At 65.7% G+C, this 24,905-nt stretch carries 22 protein-coding genes; 12 read left to right on the plus strand and 10 right to left on the minus strand.

Annotated features, from left to right (window positions below; genetic code table 11):
* Window positions 1–71 precede the first annotated feature (71 nt).
* The 3 genes from WEB52_03080 to WEB52_03090 form a co-directional block, all read right to left on the minus strand.
* Window positions 72–899 carry an enoyl-CoA hydratase gene (locus WEB52_03080; GenBank protein MEX2225416.1) on the minus strand — a complete coding sequence of 276 codons (828 nt, stop codon included), beginning with the start codon at window positions 897–899 and terminating at the stop codon, window positions 72–74.
* Window positions 900–913: 14 nt separating this feature from the next.
* The gene (locus WEB52_03085) at window positions 914–2,467 is read right to left on the minus strand and encodes an AMP-binding protein (protein MEX2225417.1); all 1,554 of its coding nucleotides are present in this window, start codon (window positions 2,465–2,467) and stop codon (window positions 914–916) included.
* A gap of 66 nt (window positions 2,468–2,533) precedes the next feature.
* Window positions 2,534–3,151, minus strand: a complete 618-nt coding sequence (locus WEB52_03090) for a hypothetical protein (protein ID MEX2225418.1) — start codon at window positions 3,149–3,151, stop codon at window positions 2,534–2,536.
* Window positions 3,152–3,241: 90 nt separating this feature from the next.
* Between WEB52_03090 and WEB52_03095 the strand changes: the two genes are divergently transcribed.
* The 3 genes from WEB52_03095 (at window position 3,242) to WEB52_03105 (ending at window position 6,036) form a co-directional block, all read left to right on the plus strand.
* Window positions 3,242–3,661 (plus strand): HEPN domain-containing protein, encoded by a 420-nt coding sequence (locus WEB52_03095; protein MEX2225419.1) that lies wholly within the window; start codon window positions 3,242–3,244, stop codon window positions 3,659–3,661.
* 104 nt (window positions 3,662–3,765) lie between these two features.
* Window positions 3,766–4,854, plus strand: a complete 1,089-nt coding sequence (locus tag WEB52_03100) for a DSD1 family PLP-dependent enzyme (GenBank protein ID MEX2225420.1) — start codon at window positions 3,766–3,768, stop codon at window positions 4,852–4,854.
* A gap of 153 nt (window positions 4,855–5,007) precedes the next feature.
* Window positions 5,008–6,036 carry an LLM class F420-dependent oxidoreductase gene (locus WEB52_03105; protein MEX2225421.1) on the plus strand — a complete coding sequence of 343 codons (1,029 nt, stop codon included), beginning with the start codon at window positions 5,008–5,010 and terminating at the stop codon, window positions 6,034–6,036.
* A 109-nt stretch (window positions 6,037–6,145) separates the two neighbouring features.
* On the opposite strand, the gene WEB52_03110 is transcribed toward WEB52_03105, so the two are convergent.
* The 3 genes from WEB52_03110 to WEB52_03120 form a co-directional block, all read right to left on the minus strand.
* On the minus strand, window positions 6,146–6,811 hold the full coding sequence (locus tag WEB52_03110) for a hypothetical protein (GenBank protein MEX2225422.1): 666 nt from the start codon (window positions 6,809–6,811) through the stop codon (window positions 6,146–6,148).
* A 60-nt stretch (window positions 6,812–6,871) separates the two neighbouring features.
* Entirely contained in the window at window positions 6,872–7,879 is a 1,008-nt protein-coding gene (locus WEB52_03115; protein ID MEX2225423.1) for an aldo/keto reductase, read from the minus strand.
* 122 nt (window positions 7,880–8,001) lie between these two features.
* Window positions 8,002–8,382, minus strand: a complete 381-nt coding sequence (locus WEB52_03120; GenBank protein ID MEX2225424.1) for a response regulator transcription factor — start codon at window positions 8,380–8,382, stop codon at window positions 8,002–8,004.
* 182 nt (window positions 8,383–8,564) lie between these two features.
* Between WEB52_03120 and WEB52_03125 the strand changes: the two genes are divergently transcribed.
* The gene (locus tag WEB52_03125) at window positions 8,565–9,209 is read left to right on the plus strand and encodes a response regulator transcription factor (protein ID MEX2225425.1); all 645 of its coding nucleotides are present in this window, start codon (window positions 8,565–8,567) and stop codon (window positions 9,207–9,209) included.
* A 12-nt stretch (window positions 9,210–9,221) separates the two neighbouring features.
* Entirely contained in the window at window positions 9,222–14,669 is a 5,448-nt protein-coding gene (locus tag WEB52_03130; GenBank protein MEX2225426.1) for a GAF domain-containing protein, read from the plus strand.
* Between the two features lie 325 nt (window positions 14,670–14,994).
* On the opposite strand, the gene WEB52_03135 is transcribed toward WEB52_03130, so the two are convergent.
* Entirely contained in the window at window positions 14,995–15,204 is a 210-nt protein-coding gene (locus WEB52_03135) for a hypothetical protein (GenBank protein ID MEX2225427.1), read from the minus strand.
* A gap of 441 nt (window positions 15,205–15,645) precedes the next feature.
* On the opposite strand from WEB52_03135, the gene WEB52_03140 reads away from it, so the two are divergent.
* The 3 genes from WEB52_03140 to WEB52_03150 all read left to right on the plus strand — a co-directional run bounded on the left by WEB52_03140 (window position 15,646) and on the right by WEB52_03150 (window position 18,429).
* Window positions 15,646–15,888: a hypothetical protein gene (locus WEB52_03140; GenBank protein ID MEX2225428.1), complete on the plus strand. Its 243-nt coding sequence runs from the start codon at window positions 15,646–15,648 to the stop codon at window positions 15,886–15,888.
* Window positions 15,889–15,932: 44 nt separating this feature from the next.
* Entirely contained in the window at window positions 15,933–16,088 is a 156-nt protein-coding gene (locus tag WEB52_03145) for a hypothetical protein (protein MEX2225429.1), read from the plus strand.
* Window positions 16,089–16,203: 115 nt separating this feature from the next.
* Window positions 16,204–18,429 carry an MMPL family transporter gene (locus WEB52_03150; protein MEX2225430.1) on the plus strand — a complete coding sequence of 742 codons (2,226 nt, stop codon included), beginning with the start codon at window positions 16,204–16,206 and terminating at the stop codon, window positions 18,427–18,429.
* A 132-nt stretch (window positions 18,430–18,561) separates the two neighbouring features.
* Here WEB52_03150 and WEB52_03155 read toward each other — a convergent pair whose 3' ends face one another.
* Window positions 18,562–19,800, minus strand: a complete 1,239-nt coding sequence (locus WEB52_03155) for a cytochrome P450 (protein ID MEX2225431.1) — start codon at window positions 19,798–19,800, stop codon at window positions 18,562–18,564.
* A gap of 55 nt (window positions 19,801–19,855) precedes the next feature.
* Entirely contained in the window at window positions 19,856–20,581 is a 726-nt protein-coding gene (locus WEB52_03160; protein MEX2225432.1) for a pirin family protein, read from the minus strand.
* A gap of 112 nt (window positions 20,582–20,693) precedes the next feature.
* Here WEB52_03160 and WEB52_03165 point away from each other — a divergent pair, with 112 nt between their 5' ends.
* Together WEB52_03165 and WEB52_03170 are read left to right on the plus strand one after the other, a co-directional pair.
* Window positions 20,694–21,515: a glucose 1-dehydrogenase gene (locus WEB52_03165; GenBank protein MEX2225433.1), complete on the plus strand. Its 822-nt coding sequence runs from the start codon at window positions 20,694–20,696 to the stop codon at window positions 21,513–21,515.
* A gap of 33 nt (window positions 21,516–21,548) precedes the next feature.
* Window positions 21,549–21,749, plus strand: coding sequence for a DUF2277 domain-containing protein (locus tag WEB52_03170; protein ID MEX2225434.1), 201 nt, complete (start codon window positions 21,549–21,551; stop codon window positions 21,747–21,749).
* A gap of 3 nt (window positions 21,750–21,752) precedes the next feature.
* Here WEB52_03170 and WEB52_03175 read toward each other — a convergent pair whose 3' ends face one another.
* Window positions 21,753–23,540, minus strand: coding sequence for an acyl-CoA dehydrogenase family protein (locus WEB52_03175; GenBank protein ID MEX2225435.1), 1,788 nt, complete (start codon window positions 23,538–23,540; stop codon window positions 21,753–21,755).
* 88 nt (window positions 23,541–23,628) lie between these two features.
* Between WEB52_03175 and WEB52_03180 the strand changes: the two genes are divergently transcribed.
* Both WEB52_03180 and WEB52_03185 read left to right on the plus strand, forming a co-directional pair.
* Entirely contained in the window at window positions 23,629–24,399 is a 771-nt protein-coding gene (locus WEB52_03180) for a sulfite exporter TauE/SafE family protein (GenBank protein MEX2225436.1), read from the plus strand.
* A 96-nt stretch (window positions 24,400–24,495) separates the two neighbouring features.
* Window positions 24,496–24,870, plus strand: a complete 375-nt coding sequence (locus WEB52_03185; protein ID MEX2225437.1) for a hypothetical protein — start codon at window positions 24,496–24,498, stop codon at window positions 24,868–24,870.
* The last annotated feature ends 35 nt before the right edge of the window (window positions 24,871–24,905 follow it).

Here is a 24,905-nt window from a genome sequence, read left to right on the forward strand (position 1 = left end):
AACGGTTCAGTCAACGCAAACGGCGAGGGATGGCAGGCCATCCCTCGTAGTGATCTTGCGTGTGCTGCGTGTCAGTTACCCGTGAACGACGGCTTGCGCTTCTCGACGAACGCCTGCGCGGCCTCGCGGTGGTCGTTCGTGCCGCCGCTGAGGCGCATGTTCAGCGCCTCCTGGTCGAGCAGCGCGCCGAGATCGCTGGTCTCAGCCCGGTTCAGATTCTCCTTCATCCGCGCGAACGCGAGCGTCGGGCCGGAGGCGATCTGCGATGCTAGCGCGAGCGTCTCCTCGCGCAGCTGGTCGTGCGGGACGACGCGGTTCACCATGCCGATGGAGAGTGCATCTGCGGCGGCGAGGATCTCGCCCGTAAGGTAGAGTTCGCGCGCCCTGCCCATGCCGACGAGCTTCTGCAGGTAGTACGATCCGCCGAAGTCGCCGCTGAAGCCGACGTTGCGGAACACAGTGCCGAGCTTCGCCTGGTCGGATGCGACGCGCATGTCGCACGCGAGCGCGAGGCTCAGGCCGGCGCCGACCGCGTGGCCGTTCACCATCGCGATCGTGACCTTCGGCATGGTGTGCAGCATGTAACTGGTCTGCCGCTGCGACAGGCGCAACCCATCGACGCCGAGGGCGAGCAGCGCCGCGGGCGATCGGCCGTTGCCGCTCCCGCTGCCGGCTCCGCGACCTGCAGCCATGTCCTTGACGTCGCCACCCGCGCAGAAGGCGCGTCCGGCACCGGTGAGTACGACACAGCGGACGTTCGGATCGTATGCGGACTTCTGCAAGTAGTCAGCGAGCATCGGCATGAGCTGGCCGCCCATGGCGTTGAGGCTCTCCGGACGGTTGAGCGTGATCACGGCCACGCCGTCGTTGGTCAGTTCGTACAGTACGTCGTCAGCCATGGTCGTACCTCCGGCTACGCGCGCTCGCGGGCGCGCTCCTGTTCGATGAGTTCTCTGCGCAGGATCTTTCCTGACGGGTTCTTCGGGATCGCATCGACCGTTTCGATGTAGCGGATCTTCTTGTAGGGGGCGACGCGCTCCGCGACGAATGCGACCACCTCATCGAGATTCAGCCCCGGCTCACGGGGGACGACGAACGCCTTTGGCACTTCGCCGGCTTCGGCGTCGGCCTTGGGAATGACGGCCGCATCGCGCACGCCGGGGTGCTCCATGAGCAGACCCTCAAGTTCGGCGGGCGCGACCTGGTAGCCCTTGTACTTGATCATCTCCTTCTTGCGGTCGTGGATGCGCACGTAGCCATCGGCATCCGCGGATGCGATGTCGCCGGTGCGCAGCCAGCCATCGGGCGTGATCGTCTCGGCGGTGGCGTCGGGGCGGTTCCAGTAGCCCTTCATCACCTGCGGGCCGTAGACCAGCAGTTCACCGATCTCGTCGGGCCCTAATTCTTCGCCGGTGTCGAGATTGACGACCTTCTCGAGCGTATCCGCGACCGGCGGACCGACGGTGCCGTCGCGCGGCGCATCGACCGGGTTGACGTTCGTCACCGGGCTCGACTCCGTCATGCCGTACGCCTGCATCACCGTGCAGTGCAGCTTCTCCTGCGCCTGGCGTCCCACTTCGAGCGGCAGCGGCGCCGCGCCGGAGACGAGCAAGCGCAACGACGACAGGTCGTACTCGGCGAGCTTTGGATTGTTGACCAGCGCAAGGATGGCCGGCGGCACGACGAACAGGTCCGTCACCTTGTGCTGTTGAATGAGCGCGAGCGCGCCTTCGGGGTCGAAGCGCGGCAGCACGATCTGCGTCGCGCCCATGACGAGCCCGACGTTCAGCAGCACCATCATGCCGTAGATGTGATAGAAGGGCAGGAAGTCCAGCATGACGGCGTCTTCGTTCGTCAGGCCGAGCGCGATCGTCTGACGAATGTTCGCGGTCAGGTTCTGATGCGTGAGCATGACGCCCTTCGGCAGCCCCGTGGTTCCGCTGGAGTACGGCAGCACCGCGATGTCCGCGTACGGATCGATCGCAACCGGATCGGGATCGCCCTTGGCGGCGGCCGCCATGTCCCAGGCGCGCTCGAGTTCGTACACGTGTTCGATCTTCGGCAGATGCGCCTTCGCGGCGTCGACGACGGGCAGCAGCGCGCCGAGCGTGAAGACCACTTCGGCGCCGGCGTCGGCCAGTTGATGCTCGACTTCGCGCTCTCGATAGAGCGGGTTGAGCGTCGTGACGGTCGCCCCCGCGAGCAGTGCGCCGTGCAGCGCGACGGCGTATTCGCAGGAGTTCGGCGCGTAGATGGCGACCATGTCGCCCTTGCGGACGCCTTCGTCCTGGAGGGCGCGAGCCATGCCGCGAATCGCGGTCCACAGCTCGGCATACGTGTACTGCTTGCCGTCGACGGCGATGAGCGCGGGCTTGTCCGGCAGGCGCCGCGCCGCCTGCTCGATCATCTGCGGCACGCTCAGGGGTTCGTACGGCTCGAGGCTCGGCCAGGGACCGGAGAAGACCATGCAACCTCCAATGTGCGTGCGATGGGCATCTACGCTAGCACGGGCTCGCGAAGGCTTCAATAGAGGCTAGCGGCGCGCCATGTTTCGGCCCGTGTTGGACAGATGGTCGACCCACGCGGTCGATGCTTCCTCGAAGCGGTCGTGGGCCTCCGCGAGTTGCGCCAGCATCCACTCCGGCTCGTCGTTGAACTCCGCTCGGCGCTTGTCGAGCGCCTTGCGGGCGTCGCGGACGGCTACCTGGGTGTCACGGAACTTCTGGCCAAGTTCAATGGACAGCGGATCTTGCGGCGGTGGCGCTTCCAGCATGCGCGGGCCGTTGTCGCGACGTGGTCGGTCGCGACCATCGCGGCTTTCGCGCTGCGGGCGACCGCGCTGGTCTCGATCGCCACCGCTGCGGCGACCGCGATCGCGGCTTTCCGGGGCGGTGCGATCCGGGCTGCGCTCGGCGGCCGATGGCGCGCGGCGGATGGAGGGATTCGTCGGGCCTGGCGGCGCCTCGCCACCGGGGCGTCCACGGCGGGTATCGCGACGCGGTCCGCGGCCGTTGGCGGCGTCGCCCGGTGCGGCGTCCTCGGCCCCTCCGTCTCGCTGCGGCTGGCGTGCTTCGGCAGGGCCGTCCGCCTGCGAGCGCCCCTGGCCACCCCGCCTGCCGCGCCTGCGGCGTCGTTTCTTGTCTTCGGTCATAGGGGCAGGGTAACAGTTGGAGGTTTGGAGCTGGAAGCTGGATGTTGGGCGGAGCGCGGCGTCACGCGCGCGATGAGCAAAGGAAGCTCTATGGTCAGTTTTGGCGAAGTGATCGAGCGTACACGGCCCATGATGGAACTCGCTGAGTCCGTCGATCCGAAGACGCCGGGAGCTGCCGGGCTTGCATACCAGGCCGCCGAACTCGCCGTGCATATCTTGCTGATGGAGATCGACGGTACGGATCCGTGGGATGACGAGAAGCGGTATCGGCGAATGCGTGAGGTGCTGGGGGTTGACGAGGAGCAGCACGACCTGGCGTTCATGCACAAGGTGCGGTTGCGTGATTTCTATGCGAATGCGACGCGCATCACGACAGACTATGGTCCTGCGTTTGGACCGCCGTTGGAGGTGCCGGACGCGGATGACTGCCGGCGGTGCGTGGCGATGGCGCGTCGGATCGTAGATGCGGTGCAGGCCAAGGTGGAGGACTTGCGCCCGGAGCGTCCATAGACGGACGCGGCCTTCCGCTTCTGACCTGCTGGCTTCCATCTCTGACGGTCAGTCACGCCGCGGTTCTCGCGTGCCATGCGCTGCCGCGCTACGCTCTCCGCACGATGGAGCTGCACGAGATCCCGACCCCGGCGCTCGTCGTCGATCTGGCGGCCATGGAGCGCAATATCCGGCGCATGGCGGACTATTTCGCGGCGCGGTCGTGCAAGCTGCGGCCGCACTTCAAGGCGCACAAGACGCCGGCGATCGCGCGGCGGCAGCTCGCGGCCGGGCAGTGCACGGGACTGACGTGCGCGACCGTCGACGAAGCCGAGGTGGTCGCGCGTGAACGTCTCACCCGCGACGTGCTGATCGCGAACGAGGTCGTGGGGCCGGGGAAGGCTGAGCGCGTCGCGAAGCTCGCGCAGGCGTGCGATGTCATCGTTGCGGTGGACACGGAGTATGGGCTACAGGACATCGCGCGCGCGGCCGAAGCGGCGGGCGTCGAGGTCGGCGTGGTGGTCGACGTGAACGTCGGGCTGCCGCGATGCGGCGTGGCGCCGGGCGAGCCGGCGGTGCGGCTGGCAAAGCGGGCCGAAGAGACGCAGGGCGTGCGGTTTCGTGGTTTCATGGGCTACGAGGGGCATGTCGTCGCGATCGAGGACCGCGCCGAGCGCGAGCAAAAGGCGACGCGGTCGATGGACCGGCTTCTGAGCACGGCATCGATGGCGCGGGACCAGGGGATGCGCGTCGAGATCGTGAGCGGCGGCGGGACGGGCACGTTCGACATCACGGGCGCGCTGGAGGGGATGACCGAGATCCAGGCGGGGTCGTACGTGCTGATGGACACGGCGTACGCGAAGCTCGACCTGCCCTTCGAGCAGGCGTTTACGGTGCTCGGGACGGTGCTGAGCCGGCCGCGTCCCGAGCAGCTCGCGGCGGACAACGGGCATAAAGCATGCTCGATCGACCACGGGAATCCGTCTGTGAAGGGGATTGAGGGCGCGAACGTGCTGTATCTCGCCGACGAGCACGTGGTGGTGGCGGTGCCCGCTGAGTGCACGATCGCTGTTGGCGATCGCATCGAGCTGTGGCCGTCGCACATCGACCCGACGATCAACTTGCATGACTGGATGTACGTCGTGGACGGCGACCGCGTGCTCGACGTGTGGTCGATCGCCGCACGCGGGTATCGCGGACATCAGGCGGTATGAGTGCCGGGCGGTGCGAGGTCGGGCTGAGGCACGCTCCTGTTGCGTTCTGGATGAAACACAGCGAGTTGAGTCGCGGGCTGAAAGCCCGCGCCACGAAAAGCAGCGCGTGCTGATGAAGCGCAGAGATTAGCTGCGACGGAAAGGAAGCGTCGGATGAAGCTGGGATTGAGCGCGGGCTACTGGAGCAGCGGACCGCCGGCGGGCATCGACGAGACGATCGCCGCGGCGGACGAGTACGGTTTCGATTCGGTGTGGACCGCGGAGGCGTACGGTTCCGACGCGTTCACGCCGCTCGCGTGGTGGGGCGCGAAGACATCGAAGATAAAGCTCGGCACGGCGATCGCCCAGCTTTCGGCGCGGACGCCCGCAGCGACGGCGATGGCGGCGATGACGCTCGACCACCTGTCGCAGGGGCGCTTCATTCTGGGAGTCGGCGCGTCGGGGCCTCAGGTCGTCGAAGGGTGGTACGGGCAGCCGTATCCGCGGCCGCTGGAGCGCACGCGCGAGTTCATCGAGATCATCCGCAAGATCGTCGCGCGCGATGAGCCGGTGGAGTACGCAGGCAAGCATTACCAGATGCCGTACCCGGGCGGCATGGGTCTGGGCAAGCCGCTCAAGTCCACCGTGCACCCGTTCCGCACGGATCTGCCGATCTATCTTGCGGCGGAGGGGCCGAAGAACGTGGCGCTGGCGGCGGAGGTCGCCGACGGCTGGCTGCCGCTGTTCTTCTCCCCGAAAAGCGACCAGTTCTATCGCACGGCGCTGAAGGAAGGGTTCGCGCGGCCAGGCGCGCGGCACGTTGCCGGCGACTTCGAGGTGGTGGCGCCGGTATCGGTCGTGATCACCGATGACATCGAGCGCGGGGCGAACATGATGCGGCCGATGCTGGCGCTGTACGTCGGCGGCATGGGCGCGAAGGGCGCGAACTTCCACTACGACGTGCTGGCGCGCCTCGGCTACGAAGATGAGTGCGCGCACGTGCAGCAGTTGTACTTGAGCGGCAAGAAGCAGGAAGCGATCGCCGCGATCCCGCTCGAGATGGTGCAGGACACGGCGCTGATCGGGCCGCCTGGCAAGATCAAAGACGAACTGGCGATGTGGAAGGAGACCTGCCTGACCACGATGCTCGTCGGCGGGCCGCCGGCGCAGTTGCGGCAGATCGCGGAACTGGTGCTGGGCTAGTCGGCTCGTCGCTGGTTGCTGGTCGGCTGGTCGCTGGTCGCTGGTCGGTGGTATGGAAGGGGCGCATAGCTGTGCGCCCCTACGACGGCAGATGCCCCGGTGTTCGTGGTCAGCTAGGTGACGTTGTTGTGTCCGTCCGGGGAGCTTTTGCCGGCACGACCACGCGCTTGCGGAGCTTGCCGTACCAGTGCGCGAACGCGAGCCACGTAGTGATGCTGTTCGCCTTGCGCGCGGTGAGCATCTTGCGCTGGTACTCGACCGCATCGTCGACGGTGAGGCGGTAGGTGTGCGGCACATCGCCGTGGCGGCCCGCGATCACCAGCCACTGCCCATCGACGTAGGCGATCGTGTGGGTGACGTCGTCCTCTCCGTTCGGCGACGCGAGCGACACATGCATCAGGCTTTCGGCGCGACCGATCTTGAACAGGGCCGAGCGCAGGAGCTTGTTCTTAATCGCGGGGCGCTGCAGCGCGCCCTGGGTCGCAGGGGCGGCGAGCACTGCCATGATGCGGAAGCGCTCGCGATCGTCGAGCACGCCGTCGCCGGCGTATTCGAGCAGCAGGTCGATCTGCGCCGATCTGATCTCGACCGTGAAGTCGACGCGGTCCTCGCTCAGTCCCTCGGTGAAGACGACGTTCGTGCCGGTGTGGTCGGCGGTAAACGTCTCGCCGGTGTCGGTGACGCGCACGCCCGCGCTATCGAACAGGCCGCGGAAGAAGTCGACCACCTGCGGATGCTGGATGGCTGATTGCATTTTCTCGAGGCTTGTGGACATGACGCACCCCCATCGGCGCGATGGTAGAGTCGCCATGCCATTCGCGTCAACCGTCGACCGTTAGCGGTATCCCTCGATGACGGGCCGGCGTGACAGCTTGAGCCAGAGCCCGTCGCAGATGATGCGCAAGTCGTCGTCTATCTGCGTGTCGGGGGCCGCAAGCGATGCGTCGAGTTGGTCCGGACTGCTGGCGCCGACAATCGCCGAGGTAATGCCGGGCTGCGACAGCACCCACTGCACGGCGACGCCCACCATGTCCTGACCGCGCGCATCGACGGCTGAGCGCAACTCGTCGACAGCGTCGAACTGTTCGTCCTGCCAGTAGCGGTGCCGGTACATGCGGGCAGCGCCGCCAAGGTTGAAGCGCGTGTTCTCCGGCGGCTCTTCGCCCTTCTGGTGCTTGCCGGACAGGAACCCGCCGGCGAGCGGGTTGTAGACGATGACGCCGAGCCCTTCGGCGCGGACGAGCGGCAGCAGTTCGGTCTCGATGTCGCGATAGAGCATGTTGTAGCGCGGCTGCAGCGAGTCATAACGTGCGACGCCGAGGCGATCGCTGGCGGCGAGCGCCTGTCCGAGCCGCCACGCCGGGAAGTTGGAGCATCCGACGTAGCGCACCTTGCCCCAACGCACGAGGTCGTCGAGCGCGCGCATCGTTTCTTCGATGGGTGTGCGGGGGTCGAACCAGTGCACCTGGTACAGGTCGATGACGTCGGTCTGCAAGCGGCGCAGGCTCGCGTCGACGGCGTTGTGGATATGGCGGCGCGAAAGTCCCTGGTCGTTGGATCCCGGACCCATGGCGCCTGCGCACTTCGTCGCGAGGATGATGCGGTCGCGGTTGCGCCGCTCCTTCATCCAGCGGCCGATGATCTCCTCGGTGCGGCCTACGGTCTCGAGGGTGCCGCCGAGGGGGTAGACATCCGCGGTATCGATGAAGTCGACCCCACCCTCGATCGCGCGGTCGAGGATGGCGAACGAGGCGGGCTCGTCGCGCTGGAAGCCGAAGGTCATGGTGCCTTGGCAGATCTCGCTGACGTGCAGGCCCGTGCGGCCGAGTTGCCGATGGTCCATCGCTCGCTCCTTTTACGGTTGGTTAGAGCGTGTCAGACGGAGGAGCTATGTGAAAGCTGCCGCTTGAGGTGCGCCCGACGGAGACGATGAGCCTCGGACATGGAAAGGGTGAGGCTGCCGGGTTACGGCTGATCCGCGCAGTCGCGTGCGACGCTCTTGATGGCGTCCATCAGCGAACTGTCGATCTGGTGCTTCGAGATGAACGCGGTGGCTCCGGCATCGCGGGCGCGGGCGCGTGTAGCCGCGTCGTCGTGGATGGTCAACACGACGATGCAGCAGCCGGGTAAGTCCTGCCTGAGTTGCTGTGTGGCGCGGATTCCGTCCAGGCCGGGCATCTCGACGTCCATGAGGATGACGTCGGGGTCGAGCTTCCGGGCGAGGCTCACGGCGGATTCACCATCTGCGGCTTCGCCGACGACCGCGATTCCGGCCTCCAGGTCCAGCCGCATGCGCAGTCCTTTGCGGACGTTGGTCTGGTCATCTGCGAGAAGGATTCTGATCATCGGGACCTCGTTGGAAGTATCGCGGCCACCGGACAGCTTTTCGTCGCGCAATCGATGGTTCGAGGCTATGGCCTTCGTCGGTCACCCGCCTCCGCCAAAAGGCGGAGGAATTGACGATCGGGGCTGCTATAGTTGAGCGCGATAGCTCAACGGTGAGCGCGCTGAAGCCGGGGTTTGCATCTGTGACCATTCGCATCGTGATCGCCGACGACCATAGCGTGGTCCGCCAGGGCCTGAAGATGTTCCTGGCGCTCGATCCGGACCTGGAGGTCATCGGCGAGGCACAGAACGGCGCCGAGGCGGTCAAGCTCGCCCACGAGCTTGGCCCCGACATCGTCCTGATGGACATGCTGATGCCCGTGATGGACGGCATCACCGCCACCCAAACCATCCGGCGCGAGCTTCCCGATACGGAAGTTATCGCGCTGACCAGCGTCCTCGAGGACGCCTCCGTCGTGGGGGCGATCAAGGCGGGGGCGATCGGCTACCTGTTGAAGGACACCCAGTCCGAAGAGCTGTGCCGCATGATCAAGGCTGCCGCCGCCGGCCAGGTGCAACTCTCGCCCGCCGCGGCCGCGCGCCTGGTGCGCGAGGTGCGCGCGCCGGACAACCCGCAGGCGCTGACGGAGCGCGAGACCGACGTCCTCCGGCTGCTCGCCCAAGGGAAGGCGAACAAGGAGATCGCCTATGCGCTGACGATCGGCGAGAAGACGGTGAAGACGCACGTCAGCAACATCCTCATGAAGCTAGGCGTCCAGAGCCGGACGCAGGCGGCGCTCTACGCGGCACAGATCGGACTCGCCCCGCTCGAAACGTCATCTTCCTGACCGGCAGGTCTCGTGCAGTTTCTCCCTAAACGCCTCGGCCCTAAACTCAACCTCTCTCTCCTGGTGTTCTTCCTGTTGCTGGGCGGCGCGACGAGCGCGCTCGTCTTCTTCGGCTTTCAGCGCACGCAAGACGACGCGACGGACCTGAGCCGCCAGGCGCTGGAGGTGCAGGGGAGCGAGACGCTCGAGCGGCTCGCCGACCAAACATCTTTTTCAGGCCAACTGATCGTGCAGCAGGCGACGACCGACGCCTCCGCCGCGGCCAGCTATCTCGCGAACGCACACCAGTTGGGCGCGACGGTGCCCTGGGACCCGGCGCGCCTGACGCCCGCACCAAATGGCGCCCTCATCGATCCGTCAACGACGCGCACGACGGATGTCTGGGTGCCCGCCAGCCTCGAGATGAATGAGCGACTGCGCGATGACCTGAGCGGTTCGGCGACGCTGGATGCGCTCTTCCCGACGCTGGAACGGGGCAATCCCGACGCGGTCGCGATCTATTACGTCACGCCATCCGGCGCGGTGCGGCAGTATCCGCCGTACGGCCGCAACGACTCGCTGCCGGCGGACTTCGACTTCTTCAGCCAGCCCGGATTCGAAGATTTCCGCTCAGGCGCGACGGCGCCGACGGTTGCTAGATGGACGGCGCCTTACGAGAGCCCCGCAGTGCTGGGCTTAACCATCACTGCGCTGGCGCCGGTATTTCAGGACGGCGTCTATCGCGGTGTGATCGGCGTCGATGTCGCGGTGCCGCGGCTGATCGCCCGCGTCGACGCGGTGCGGTATACGCCGGGCGGCTATGCCTTCGTGATCGACCGCAACGGCGGGCTCGTGCCGAGCCGATTCTCTGACGACGTGCAGCGTCTCATCGATGACCCGGACAAGACGCAGTTCGCTTCCACCGTCCAGGCGATGCGCGCGGGGAGATCTGGCTTCGGGCGCGTCGACATCGGCGATGAAGACGTGATCGTGGCGTACGCGCCGCTCGGCGACCTCGGGGGAAGCCTGGCGCTGGTGTCGCCGGTGGATGAGCTGACAGCGCAGGCCGCCGCCGTCACTTCGTCGATCGAGGAGCAGGGCGACCAGACGCTCGCGTTCATCCTCGCGACGATGCTCGGCTTTTTCATCGCCGGGCTGCTGGCGGCTGCGTGGTTCAACCGTCGAATGCTGACTTCGCCCGTCGAGTCGCTCGTGAGGGGCACGCGCGCCGTCGCCGCGGGCAACTACAGCGTCCGCATGCCGATCGAATCGACCGACGAGTTGGGCATGCTCGCCGACTCCTTCAACATCATGATCGAACAGATCGACCTTGGTCAGCAACGGCTGGAGCAGCGCAACCGCGAACTCCACGGGGAGATCGCCGAGCGGACACGCGTCGAAGAAGAACTGCGCCGCAGCGAGGATCTGTACCGCACGCTCGCCCACAACTTCCCGAACGGCACCGTGGTGCTCTACGACCGCGATCTGCGTTTTCAGATCGTCGATGGGCAGGGCATTCGTTCGTTGGGGCTCGCGAAGGAAGACGTCGAAGGCAAGCTGCTCGACGATCTATTCACACCGCGCGTGCGGGAAACGCTTGGATCGCACATGCGCGTGGTCTTCGATGGCGAATCGAGCGTCTTTGAGATCGAGGCTCAGGACCGCGTCTTCGTCGCATACACGTTGCCGCTCTACGACGAACGCAGCGAAATCTTCGCCGGCATGGCGATGACGCAGGACATCACCGAGCGCAAGCAGGCGGAAGCGGAGCTGGCAGAGCGGGAAGCGCAGTATCGAAGCATCTTCGCTTCTGTGAGCGATGGCCTGATCATCACCGGCCCCGACGGCGCGATCGTCGAGGTGAATCCGGCGTTCGCGGACATGCACGGCTATTCGCACGACGAGATGCTTGCGGTACATCCGATGACATTTATCGATCCCGAGAGCCATCATCTCTTCGCCGAATACAGCGAGACGGTTGCCGCCGGCGGCGTGTATCGGTGCCGTGCGACAGACGTGCGCAAGGACGGCTCGACGTTCCCGGTCGAGGTGATGGGGCGCCCGGTGCTGTATAGCGGGTCGCCGCACGTGCTTGGCGTCGTCCGCGATATCACCGAGCAGGTGGAGACCGAACGCCTACTGGAACAGCGCGTCTCCGAGCGGACGCGTGAGATCGCGGCGCTGCTCGATATTTCGCACGCCGTCACGGCGACGCTGGAGCTGAAAACGCTCGTGGCGGTGATCCTGCAGCAGTTGGGACAGGTCGTCGAGAACAACGCGGCATCCGTGCTCCTGCGCGAAGGCGACGAGCTGGCGATCATGGAGTTCGACGAGTCGGTGATGGGGCGGCCTTCGACGGGGGGCGGGCTACGCTTCACGCTGGAGGCGGCCGATGCGATCTGGCGCCAGGCGCTGCAGCGCCAGCCGGCGATCATCCACGACATTTACGATGACAGCGAACTCGCGGCATCCTTCCGCGAGGCTGTGGGCGGCCACCTGGCGGGCACGTTCTCGCACGTGAGAGCGGCGTTGTTCGTGCCGCTCGCCCTCCAGGATGAAGTGATCGGCGTTGTGGCGATCTCGCACGGAACGCCCGGCTATTTCACCGAACACAACGCGGCGCTGGTGATGGCCATCGCGAACCACGCCGCCATCGCGATCGAAAACGCCCGCCTCTTCGCGCGCGTTGAGCAGCGGACGCGTGAGCTTTCGACGCTGTTGGAGCTTTCACATTCCGTGGCATCGACCTTATCGCTCAACCAGTTGGTGCCCGTGATCCTCGAGAGCCTTCAGGCGGTGATCGCTTACATGGGCGCCTCAATCCTGCTGCGCGACGGCGATGAGTTGGCGATCGTGACCTACGACCCGTCGATTGATACGTCGGCGCCCCGGCAGTCGCCGCTCCGCTTTGCGCTCGACGAGTCGCTGCCTCTCTGGCAGAACATGCTGCGACACGAACCGGCACTGATCACCGACGTCCGCGACGACAGTCCGCTGGCGCGGTCCTTCCGCCAGACGGTCGGTCAAAACATCATCGATTCGACGTTCGACCTGGTGAATGCGGTGCTCGTCGTGCCGCTGGCGTCGCAGGGGGTGGTGATCGGCGTGGTCGCGCTGACGCACGTCGAGCGCGGGTTTTTCACGCAAGGAGACGCTTCGCTGGCGATGACGGTCGCGAACCAGGCTGCTGTTGCGATTCAAAATGCACGCCTGTTCGAAAGCGTCGAGGCGCGCACGCGCGAGCTGACGACGCTGCTCGATGTCTCGCACGACGTGACGTCGACCCTGGATCTCGACCCGCTGTTGAACCTGATCCTCGACCAGGTGCGACTGGTCGCCGACTATGACCGCGCGTCGGTCATGCTCGTCGAAGATGACCAGCTTATGGTGGCCGCCGTCAACACCGTTGGCCCCGCGGGGGAGGGATTCGGCTATCCGCCCGGGGCGCGCTTCCCGATCGACCTCGATAGTCCCGCATCGCGCGGGCTAAAGCGTGGGAGACCGATCGTCATCGACGACGTGCAGTCGGACGACCCGGCCGCGGTCGCCTATCGCGCGACGATCGATGCCTCGCCGGACGAACTGTCATTCCACAGTTGGATGGGCGTGCCGCTCGTACATCAAGAGCGCCTGATTGGCATGCTGGTGCTCGCGAAGCGGGCTGCTGGCTATTACAAAGAGCGGCATGGGCAGCTCTCGGCCGCGATCGCCAACCAGGCGGCGGTTGCTGTCGAGAACGCGCGTCTGTTCCAGAGCGCAGAAGCGCGCACGCGCGAACTCTCGACGCTGCTGGACGTATCGCACGCCGTCGCATCGACGCTCGACCTGCGGTCGTTGGTGCGGGTTGTCCTCGAGCAAGCGAAGGCGGTCGTGGAGTACCAGCGTTCGTCAGTCACGCTCGTCGACAAGGAGAACCTTACGGTGTTCGCCATTCTGAACGCCGACGGCGACGATGTGCGATCATACACGCCGCCGGGAACGACGTTTTCGCAATCCGCCGCGGGTGTGCTCTGGGACACGCTCAGGACCGGAAAGCACGTCATCATCGACGACGTCCTTGGCGATTCGGCGCTTGCGGTCGCTTATCGGCGGCTGATTCCGGTCGACGCGGAGAATCCTGACTTTCACTCGTGGCTCGCGGTGCCGCTCTCATCGCAGGATGCGGTCCTGGGGCTGTTGTCGTTCACGCACCCGGACGCCGGTCACTACACCGAACGGCACGCGCAACTGGCGGTAGCGATCGCCAACCAGGCGGCGATCGCGATCGAAAACGCGCGGCTGTTCGACAGCGTGCAGCAGCGGACGCGCGAGCTTTCGGCGCTGCTCGACGTTTCGCACTCGGTGGCGGCGACGCTGGACCTGCCTGAACTTGTGAGGCTGATCCTCGACCAGCTGAAGCTCGTCAGTGAATACACAGGTTCATCGCTCTTAAGGCTGGAAGGGGAGAGCCTGGTCATCCTGGACTCGCGCGGCCCTTCCGGGCCCGAGCATGACATCATAGGCATGAGCTTTCCGATCGCGTCCGTGCCCGACTGGTGGCAGCGGTTCAGCGTCGGGCGACCCGTCATCATCGACGACGTGCGAGACGATTCGGAGGAAGCGCGGGCCTACCGCGCTGCGGTCGGCGATCGCCTGGAGCACCCGGCGTTCAACTTCGTGCGCGCGTGGATGGCCGTGCCGTTGATGTTGCAGGATCGCCCCGTCGGCATGCTCAGCGTCTCTCGCGACGAGCCCGGGTACTTCACTTCCGATCACGTGCGCATTGCGCGCGCCGTTGCGGACCAGGCGGCGATCGCGATCGAAAACGCGCGCCTGTACCAGCAGGCGCAGCAGTTCGCCGCCGTCGAGGAGCGGCAGCGCCTGGCGCGCGAGTTGCACGATTCCGTCTCGCAGGCGCTCTACGGTATCGCGCTCGGCGCGCGGACGGCGCGCACCCTGCTCGATCGCGATCCGGAGCGCGCGGTCGAGCCGGTCGAATACGTGTTGCAGCTTGCGGAAGCGGGCCTGACGGAGATGCGCGCACTCATCTTGGAACTGCGGCCGGAGTCGCTGGAGAACGAGGGTCTTGTCGTAGCGATCGAGAAGCAGGTCTCGGCGACTCGCGCCCGCTACGGCATCAACGTTGATGACGTGCTTTGCGAGGAGCCGCCGGCGCCCATCGACGTGAAGGAGGCGATTTACCGGGTGGTGCAGGAGGCGCTACATAACATCGTGAAGCACGCGCACGCGAGCCGGGTCGAGGTGAAGCTGGGCTGCACGGACACCGAGATCACCCTGGAGGTCATCGATGACGGCGTCGGATTCGAGGCGGACGGTTCGTTCCCCGGGCACATGGGTCTGAAGTCGATGCGTGAGCGCACGATCAAGTTCGGCGGCGTGACCACGATCGAGAGCACAGCAGGCGAAGGGACGCGCATTCGCGTCCGCATCCCGCTGGGCGGCGCCGCTCCGTCCCGGGAGGCTTCGACCACGACGGCCTGAGCCTCGCTACACACTGCCTTCGAGGTGGATAGGGGTCTTGCGCGGACTTCCTGTGTAACGCGAACTGCCGACGACCCACGCGGGGGTATGTGGCATGCCGCGCCTTCCTTGTCTTTACGCGCGGCGGTCGCTGTCTATCGCCCTCAGCGGAGGGGTCGCGCCAACCTGGTTGGCCGTCTGGCGCCGATCCCGCGCTGACGACGCAGGTTCGCTCGGCTTATCTGCGCGCGCCGATCTGCCGCGTACTTATCCCAGAAGCTCTTTTCTCCCTTCATGATGGTTGCGATCCTCCGATGCGGTCGATCGACAGCAGCAACGCGATCCGTCACGGCTGATCCTGTTTGTCCTCACGAGCCGTGCCCGAGCCTGGGCGGACATCAGTGGCTCCTCGCCGCTCCCGATCCGCGGCGACATCCGCCTCCATATGCGTGCGCATTTCACGTTGCGCCGCCTCGGTCTCCTCTCGAGCAACACCGCGCAGCGACGGCGCGGTTTCCTTGACACGACGATTGAACAGGTGTTTGCCGAGCGTCATTCCCAACTCCATTCCTTATTCGGTGCGAAAACACGCTCCGAAGTGTCGGTGAAGAGGCGGAGTGTCCCGATCGGCTGGTGCGTCGTGGAGAGTCGAGGAGGAGGCTTCGTCTCTGAGGGTGGATGCCCTACCTTCGCGGGCGGTGTGTCATGCGCAGCGTTGCGTACGGGGATGTACGAGTCCGCTGCATTTGACCTGATTATCATACCACGCTCGGCGCTAGTGCGCGGAGGAGACGCTCGCCGGCGGCGATCCTGAAGCGCGTTTGCTTCGCTTACTGGGGTGCGGTACGTTGCACACATTAATCCTCCTCCGCAGTTCTCCTGTTCGATACGGGTTCTCCGCCGCACATGACGACTTCTACGGCCGAGGTCGCCAGCGTTCGCGTCTGGTGATACCGATATGCCGCGTCCTCCGCTGACGCCGAGGAATGGGAGACGCATGTCAATCCAGATACCACAGAGCACCGTCCTGCGGGACATCAACGGCATGTCTGAGCGGGTCCGCGTCCTGCGCCGGATCGACGCCGTGGCGAACAGTACGCAGATCAAGGCCGCCGAGGGGCAGTTACGAACGAAGTGGCAGGAACTGCGCGCACTACGCGCCGGGACGGTCAGTCCGCAGGGCGGGCAGCGCGAGGGGTCTCATCTGTATCGCGCGCTTGCAATTGAGGAAGTTGATTGATGACAGCAGCAGATCTTCGACACGTCCGATTGGACCGAGCCCACATGCAGGGTAAGGTGATCGCCGCGAACCTGGAGCATCTCGCCCGCGTGTTGACGGCGGCAGAGCCGGAGCTTCGCGAGGACCTCGCGTCGTTCACAGACCGCTTCGGATGGTACGTCCGCAAGCTCGAACGGGCCTCCGCCAAAGGTCTCATGTAGCCCATCCCCCGAAGGTCAACGCCAGGAACGCCCTCTGTGCGATACGGCGCAGCTCCCACGCGCCTATAACTGACTGAGACGAGCGAACCAGATCAGACGCAAAGAGGAGCCGTACATGTTTTCGTTTCTTTCCCCCCAACGACTCGCACACCGAAGCGCCCGCCATCCCTGGCTGACGGTCGGGCTATGGGTCGTGCTCGTCGCCGCCGCGGTGGTAAGCGCGGGCCAGCTCAAGACGGACGAAGAGGCGCACATTCGCGGCGCCGAGTATGAGCAGGCGGACAGCCTGCTCGACGACCTCAATGGCGAGACGCCGCCGACCGAAACAGTCGTCGTGCAGGGAGCCGCGGACGTCGATGACCCGGCGTACCGCCTCTTCGTCGGACAGCTTCTCGGACGGCTTCGGGCGACCGAGGGCGTTGTTTCGGCTGCCAGCTACTACGACGCCGGCGACCAGTCCTTCGTCTCCGACGACCGCTCGACGACGATCATCCCGGTCGTGCTCGATGGCGACGTCAAGGAAGCGGCGACGACCGTCGGGCCGATGCTGGACGCGATCCAGGAGGCCAACACCGACGGGTTCTCCGTGACCACAGTCGGCGATGGCAGCTTGGACAAGGAACTGACCGCGCAATTCGAAAGCGACCTGCAGTCCGCCGAGATCATCGGCCTGCCGGCAGCGCTGATCGTGCTGCTGTTCGTGTTCGGCGCGGGCGTGGCAGCCGGCGTCCCGGTGCTCATCGCGCTGCTCAGCATCGCCGTGGCGATGGGTGTCACCGCGGTGATCAGCCGCTTCTTCGGCGTCAACAGCCTCGCAGTCAACATGATAACGATGATCGGCCTGGCGGTCGGCATCGACTACACACTGTTCATCGTCGAGCGTTTCCGCGAGGAGCGGGCGCGCGGCATCGAGAAGCTTGAAGCGATCGGGATCGCCAGCAACACGGCGAGCCGCGCGGTGCTGTTCTCGGGCATCACGGTCGTGATCGCGCTGGCTGGCATGCTGGTCGTGCCGGCTTCGACGTTCGTGGGCATGGCGATTGGCGCCATCCTGGTGGTGGTCGCGGCCGTCGCCGCTGCATTGACGCTTCTGCCGGCGGTGCTGAGCCTGCTCGGCGACAAGGTGAATTTCCTGCGACTGCCGTTCGTAAAGGCGAGCACGCCTGAGTCGAGCGAGAACGGCTTCTGGGCTCGCACGACGCGCATCGTCGTGGCGCACCCGGTGGTCGCTATCGTGGCGACGGTCAGCGTGCTGCTCGCGGCCGCGGCGCCGGTCGCGACGATCAAGTTCGGCAGTTCGGGGCTGCGTGATTACCCCGGCAGCCTGGAGTCGGTGCAGGCGTTCCGTGTGCTCGATACTGAGTTCTCGGCGGGGCGGCTGGGTCCGGCGCACATCATGTTCGAGGGCGATGTGAACTCGCCGGAGTTCCAGCGCGACGTGGATGAGCTGCGACAGCGGCTGGGAAGCGAAGCAAGCGTCGCGGAGATCCGCGAACTGCACGCCAACGAAGACGGGACGATCGCGAACCTGGACGTCATCATCGACGGCGACTCGTTCGGCCCCGATGCGCTCGCCACGGTCGAACGCATCCGCAACGAGCACATTCCTGCAGCGTTCGACGGGTCGGACACCGACGTGTACGTCGGCGGCGCAGCGGCGAGCACGAAGGACTACGTCGACACGATGACGACGTACTTCCCGATCGTCGTTGGCTTCGTGCTGGCACTGAGCTTCGTGCTGCTGACGCTCGTGTTCCGGTCGATCGTCATTCCGGTGAAGGCGATTATCATGAACCTGCTGTCCGTCGGTGCGGCGTACGGGTTGATCGTGCTGGTGTTCCAGCACGGAGTCGGCGCCGAACTGTTCGGGTTCCAGCAGACGGACAGCATCGCCGCGTTCCTGCCGGCATTCCTGTTCGCGGTGCTCTTCGGGCTGTCGATGGACTACCACGTGTTCCTGCTGAGCCGCGTGCAGGAGCGCTTCCTGAAGACCGGCGACAACACCGAGGCCGTGGCCTACGGCCTGCGCTCGACGGCGCACATCATCACGGGCGCTGCGGCGATCATGATGGTCGTGTTCGGCGGTTTCGCGCTGGGCAGCATGGTCGAGATGCAGCAGGTGGGCTTCGGCCTGGCGGTCGCGGTGTTCATCGACGCGACGATCGTGCGGTCGGTGCTGGTGCCGGCGAGCATGGAAGTGCTCGGCGCGCGCAACTGGTATCTACCGTCGTGGCTGCAGTGGCTGCCCAAGATCAACGTCGAAGGCACACCGGACGTCGAGCCGGCGCGGGTGCCGGCCCAGGCGCCGGAGTTCATCCCGGTGGGCGCAGGCGGCGACTAACGAACGGACAACGCGTTACAAAGAGGACCGGCTCGGAGCCGGTCCTCTTTGCGTCATGCCACGCTGGCGACGCTGTTGGCGACGAAGAGCGCAAGAGGCTCATGGAGGGCAGACTGCCAGAAAGGGCCCCGGCTAGAGCAGCACCGGAAACGTCGCCAGCCCTCGGAAGCTCGGGATCTTCCTGTGCTCGACCGGCTCGGCGCTCAGACGCAGGGATGGGAAGCGGCGCACGATGGTCGAGACGGCGATCTGCGCTTCGAGGCGGGCGAGCGGGGCGCCGAGGCAGTAGTGCACGCCGCCGCCAAACGAATGATGATGCGTGTCCGCGCGGCTGATATCGAACTTGTGCGGGTCGGGATACGCGTCCGGGTCGTGATTCGCCGCTGAAAGCTGCGGGGTCACCGATTGGCCCCGCGCGATCGGGCAGCCGCCGATCTCGACGTCCACCATGGGCGTGCGGCCCGACTGCGTCACCGGGCTGTCGTAACGCAGCATCTCTTCGATCGCGTTCTTGATGAGCGCGGGATCCTCACGCAGTTTGCGGAGTTGCTCTGGATTGCTCAGCAATGCGTAGACGCCATTGCCGATGAGGTCGGTCGTCGTGACGTTACCCGCGGTGAGGAGCAGGTTGCACATGGTGACGATCTCGTCATCGGTGAGCTGGTCTTTGCCTTCTTCGACGTGCATGAGCGAGTTGATCATGTCTTCGCGGGGGCGCTCCCTGCGCTCGGCGATCGCGTTCTGGAAGTACCGGTTGAGCGCGAGCGAAGCTTCTTCCGCATTGGCGCGTTCTTCTGCTGACAGCAGGGGGTTGAAGACCATGACGACGGCGTCGGACCAGCGCTTGAAGTCTGCGCGGGCGCCGGGATCGACGCCCAGCATCTCGGCGATGACGATCGTCGGAAGCGGCGCGGCGAACGATTCGATCAGGTCGAAGCCATCGCCGGCGGCCACCACATTCAGCAGCTCATCGACGATCTCCTGGATGCGGGGCGCCATTTGCTCGACCGCGCGCGGCGTGAACGCCTTGCTGACGAGTCCACGCAGGCGTGTGTGGTAGGGCGGATCAGCGAAGAGCATGCTCGGCTGGAAGTCCTGCTCCTCCGCACGGTACAGAAACATCTTCTCGAACGTGCCTTCCCCCGCATTACGCGGGTCGACTGACAGCGAACGGTCGCGCAGCAGCGCATCGACGTCGTCGTGACGCGTGAGCACCCAGCGGCCGAGTTGCTCGTCGTGGTGCACGGGGTCGCGCTCGCGAAGCTCATCGAGCACGGCGTGAGGGTCGGCCTGGAAAGCCGGGTCGAGGGGCGTGAGCTGCACACCTGTCGGCACCGGGCGGGCGTTCGTGGACTCGTCGGTCATCGCCATGACGGCCTCCTGTGACGTACAGGATCGCGGGAAGACGCGACAACGGCAACCGCGCCTATAGCGGCGTGTCGACGATCAGCAGTTCGCTCGTCGCGGCCGCCTTTACATCTAACGCGCCACCGCCGGTGATCTTCGCGGCATCGCCCGTCGAAAGGCGCTCGCCGTTGACGTCCGCCTCGCCGTCGATCAGGTAGAAGTAGCCGCCGCGGCCCTCATCGAACTGGTGGCTGACGCCCGCGTCCGGGTCGAGCTTCGACACGAACATGCGGACGTCCTGGTGCACCGTCACGCCTTCGCCGTCGGTGCCGATGGGCCGCAGGATTTGCAGCAGCCGGTTGTGGCGATCGGCCTCACCGTATTGTTTCTGCTCCAGCGATGGTTCTAAGTTGCGCTCGCTGGGCAAGATCCACATCTGGATGAACTGCATGTCCTCCGTCTGCGAGTGATTCATCTCCGAGTGCATGAGACCGGAGCCGAGCGTCAGTCGCTGGACCGCGCCGGGATTGAGCACGCCCTCGCCGCCGCCGGTGTCGGCGTGCTCGAACTCGCCCGCGACGACGTACGTAATGCCTTCGACATCGCGGTGCGGATGCATGGGCCAGACGGCGCCCGGTCGCAACGTGTCGTGATTGAAGACGCGCAACCAGCCGATGCTCGTGTTCTTCGGGTCGATGTAGTAGTCGAAGCTAAAGTGCCAGCGGGCGTGGAACCAGCCGCCATCGGTCTCGAAGATCTCCTTGTCGCGGCGGACGGTGAGGGGCGCCTGCGTGTTGGTGGTCATCGCTATCTCTCTTTCTCCACGAGTCGCTCCATCCATCGTAGCTAAGATGAGCTACCGTCGGCCCGCCGCTTCGGTTACAACATGCGTGCCCGCGCGGAACCGAGGAGGAAGCATGTCGAAGCTCGATGGCAAGGTCGCGGTGATCACCGGCGGCGCAAGCGGCATGGGCGAGGCCACCGTCCGGCGCTTCGTCGACGAGGGGGCGCGCGTGGTCATCGCCGACATCCAGGACGCGAAGGGCGAGACGATTGCCGACACGCTCGCGGGCGCGGCCGTGTATCAGCGCACCGACGTCGCATCCGAGGAGGATGTGAGGACGTCGATCGAGCGCGCGCTCGCCGAGTATGGACGGCTCGACTGCATCTTTAATAACGCCGGCTTCGGGGGCGTATCGGGCCAGATCGAAGAGATCCCCGTCGAGGAATACGACTTCACGATGAACGTGCTGCTGCGCGGCGTGTTCCTGGGCATGAAGCACGCCGCCCCCGTCATGAAGCGGCAGGGAGGCGGCAGCATTATCAGCACGGCGAGCGTGGCCGGCATGTCCGGCGGCCGCGGACCGCACATCTACAGCGCCGCGAAGGCGGCGATCATCAACCTGACGAAGTCCGTCGCGGTGGAACTCGGCGAGTCGAATATTCGCGTGAATTGTATCTGCCCCGGCGCGATCGCCACGCCGTTGCTCGCCCGCGCCATCGGCGACGATGATGACGCGATCGATCAGCTCAAGATCAGGCTGGCCGGCATCCAGCCCATACCACGAAGCGGCGCCGGCGACGACATTGCGTCGGCGGCGCTGTGGCTGGCGAGCGACGACTCGACGTTCGTCACCGGCCATGCGCTCGTCGTCGATGGCGGGCTGACCGCCGGTCCGGGGTGGCAGGGGCGCACGCAGGCGTTCCGGGAGTACCGGCCGGCACGGCGTGTCGAGTGAGGCTTGCTACCCTGTCAGTCAGGAGATATCACCATGTGCCGGAGCATCAAGACGCTGCGTCGCAAGGACGAACCTGCCACCGACGACGAGATCGTCGCGGCGGCGCTGCAGTTCGTGCGCAAGGTCAGCGGCTATCGCCAACCCTCGAAGACGAACGCCGACGCCTTCGACGCGGCCGTCGATGAGATCGCGCGGTCATCGCGGCGCTTGCTCGAAAATTTGAACCCGCGCTGACGCTCAGACCGCGGCGGGCGCGATCGGCTGGTAACGCACGATCGGTTCGAAGTAGTCGAGAGCGGTGCGATCGCCGGAGGTGATGCCGCGGGCCGCGTGTTGCACCAGGCGCGTGCTCACGAAGTGACGCGCAACGACCGCCTTGCGCGCCGAGCCCTTGTTCGCGAGTTCCCACACCGCTTCTTCGACGAGCAGCGCCGCCTGTGCGACGTCCGCCATGTAGTCGGTGAGGCGACGCGCGTTTAGCAGGCGGATCTCCTCGGGTGCGCGCTCGAGGTAGGCGATCGCCTCCTTCAGTTCATCGATCGAGCGGCCGATCTCGCCGACGGTCTGCACCAGCGACGGGTGCTCTGCCCCTCCGAAGGCCTGCTCGGCGCGCGCAAACAGTGCGTCGTCGGCATGCTCCTTGCGCATCGAACGCAGCACGTCCAGGCAGATGATGTTTTCGGTCCCTTCCCAGATCGTGTGGCATTGCGCGTCGCGAAGCTGCCGCGCGACCGGCCAGTTCTCGATGTAGCCGTTGCCGCCGTGCATCTCGATCGCCTGCGACGCCAGCTCGATGCCGCGCCGGGTGCAGCGATACTTCGCGAGCGGTACGAGGATCCGGTAGAGCCGGCGCGACTCTTCGTCTTTGCGGGTACCGGCCTCCGCGGCTTCGAACGCGAGCGCACAGCCGGCTTCGACCTCCACCGCCATGTTCACCAGCGTCTCGCGCACGAGCGGATACTCCGCGATCGGGCGTCCGAACGCCTCGCGATGGTGCGCGTAGATCGCCGCTTCGACGAATGACCGGCGCATGATGCCAAGGCCCATGATCGCAACGCCGAAGCGGGATCCCTGGACCATCTCCATCATGCGGTTGACGCCTCGGCCGTCGCGAGCGGCGGCGTCGCCGTCATCGGTGCGTTCGCGGCCCATGAGGTACGCCTCGGCGTCGACGAAGTCGACCTCGCCGGTCGGCACGGCTTTCGTCCCGAGTTTGTCCTTGAGGCGCCGGACGTGGATCCCGTTTCGCGTGCCATCGGCGCGATGCTGCGGGACGAGGAACTGCGCCAGGCCCGGTAGTCCGGCCGGTGCGTCCTGCGGGCGGGCGAGCGTGATGATCACCTCCGCATCGAGGTTCGAGCAGAACCACTTCGACCCGTCGATGCGCCAGCCGTCGGCGGTCTTGCGGGCACTGCACTCGCTGCTCGCGAGGTCGCTGCCGCCGCGGATCTCCGTCATGAACATGCCGCCCTCCCAGGCTTCGGCGAAGTCCATGGACGTGAGGTGCGGCAGGAACTTCTCGCGGATCTCCGGCGGCGCATGCCGGTCGACGATGCCCGCTGCGCTGCTCGTCATGCCGATGCCGCACGCCATGCCCGTCTCGGCCTGATTGAGGAAGTAGAGGAAGCCCGTGTTCACCGTCGGGGGGAGCTTGCCGGCGCGCGTCTTGCGCACCTGGTCGGTCCAGCGCAGGCCGAGGAAGCCGTTTTCCCACAGGTCACGCTTGGTGTCGACCGCGCTCTGGTGGTGCACGACGGTATTCACTTCGTGGCCCCAACGGTCGTATTTCTCGAGACGCGGCGGGTTCTTGTCGGTGATCTCCGCGCGCGCCGCTACCGGTCCGCCGATGACGCCGCCCATGTTGCGGAGCTGCTCGACGGCGAACGCGCGGTCGTCGGGATGCGCGAGCCGCTCGACGATCTGCTGGAGGTTGGGGTCGGCGTCATACCAGTTGAGCCCGATAGCGGACTCGACCGTATCGAAGTCGATGCCCTCGCCGAGTGTCTCGCGTGCTTTGGTCGTCATCCCGGTGCTCCGCTTCCGGCTCTCGCCTCTCGCTTCCCGATCATACCGCCATTGGCGCCTAGCACACGCAGCGGGCATCTTGCCCGCGATGGAAGCGTGGGAGGTCATCGGGCTGTTCGCGGCGGCGTTCGTCGCGGGCGCGATCAATGCCGTGGCGGGCGGCGGCTCGCTGATCACGTTTCCGGCGCTGCTTGCGTTCGGGTATCCGTCGAAGCCGGCTAACGTGACGAACACCGTCGGGCTGTGGCCGGGGACGGTCGGCGGTTCCTGGGGGTATCGCGAGGAGCTAGGACGCCAGCGAGGCCGCGTCGCGGCGCTCGCGCTGCCCAGTGCGGCGGGCGCAATCGCGGGTTCGGCGATCCTGCTCGCGACGCCGCAGTCGGCCTTCGACGTCGTGGTGCCGTTCCTCATCGTGTTTGCGGTGCTCTTGATGGCATTCCAGGACCAGCTCAGCGACTTCGCGCTGTCGCATCGCCTGCGCAGCGAGGAATCAGCCGCGATCCCGCTGACGCTCACGCTCGCGACGTTCATGCTGGCAGTCTACGGCGCGTATTTCGGCGCGGGGTTCGGCATTCTCACGCTGGCGGTATTCGCCATCCTCATTCCGGACGACATCCAGCATTCGAACGCGCTCAAGGGGTTGCAGGCGCTGCTGGTCAATGGCATCGCCTTTGTGTACTTCGCGCTCTTCGGCCCTGTCGAGTGGGGTCCGGCTGCCGCGATGGCCGTCGGCGCGGTGCTCGGCGGGTATCTGGGCGTCGGCGTGGCGCGGCGGCTCGGGCGGCAGTGGCTGCGGCTCGCCGTGATCGCGTACGGGACGGTGGTGGCGGTGGTGTTGTTTGTGCAGTTAGTTGCGTGATTCGAGGGTATACTCGCGTCAATCCTGCGTCGTCCAAGTGAGATTCGCGGAGTGAATAAAGCATGAGGACTCTGGGATACGGATGGCGCCGAACACATGCTCAAAGCCGCGTTCTTGGAGCACCCGGAGATACTCGTCGGCCGCACTTCCGTTTGCGAACATGCGCTCGCGATGAAATGCGCTTACGCAGCCGCATGGGTCGAATCGCTGTTGCCACCAGCTGAGATCTTCGAACAGGGTGTACTGGATACGGGAACCACTCTCAAACGTCTTCGTAACGGCCCGCCGGGGCATGGTTCTGTATTCGATCCGCGCGCTGAGGTGGCGATCTGCGACCGAGCTGATCTCCAGGCGGCCAATCATGGGAAGCCGATTTTCGTGCTCGTCACTATTAGGCTCAGTGATCACAACGTTTCCTTCCGCTATGTTCTTGATGTGTCTCAAATCTACCAAAGTTCGGAACCGAATTAGATCCGAATTTCACAAAGGAAGCATATAACGGAGGT

It is taken from the genome of Dehalococcoidia bacterium (assembly GCA_040902535.1).
Classification (GTDB): domain Bacteria; phylum Chloroflexota; class Dehalococcoidia; order DSTF01; family JACRBR01; genus JBBDXD01.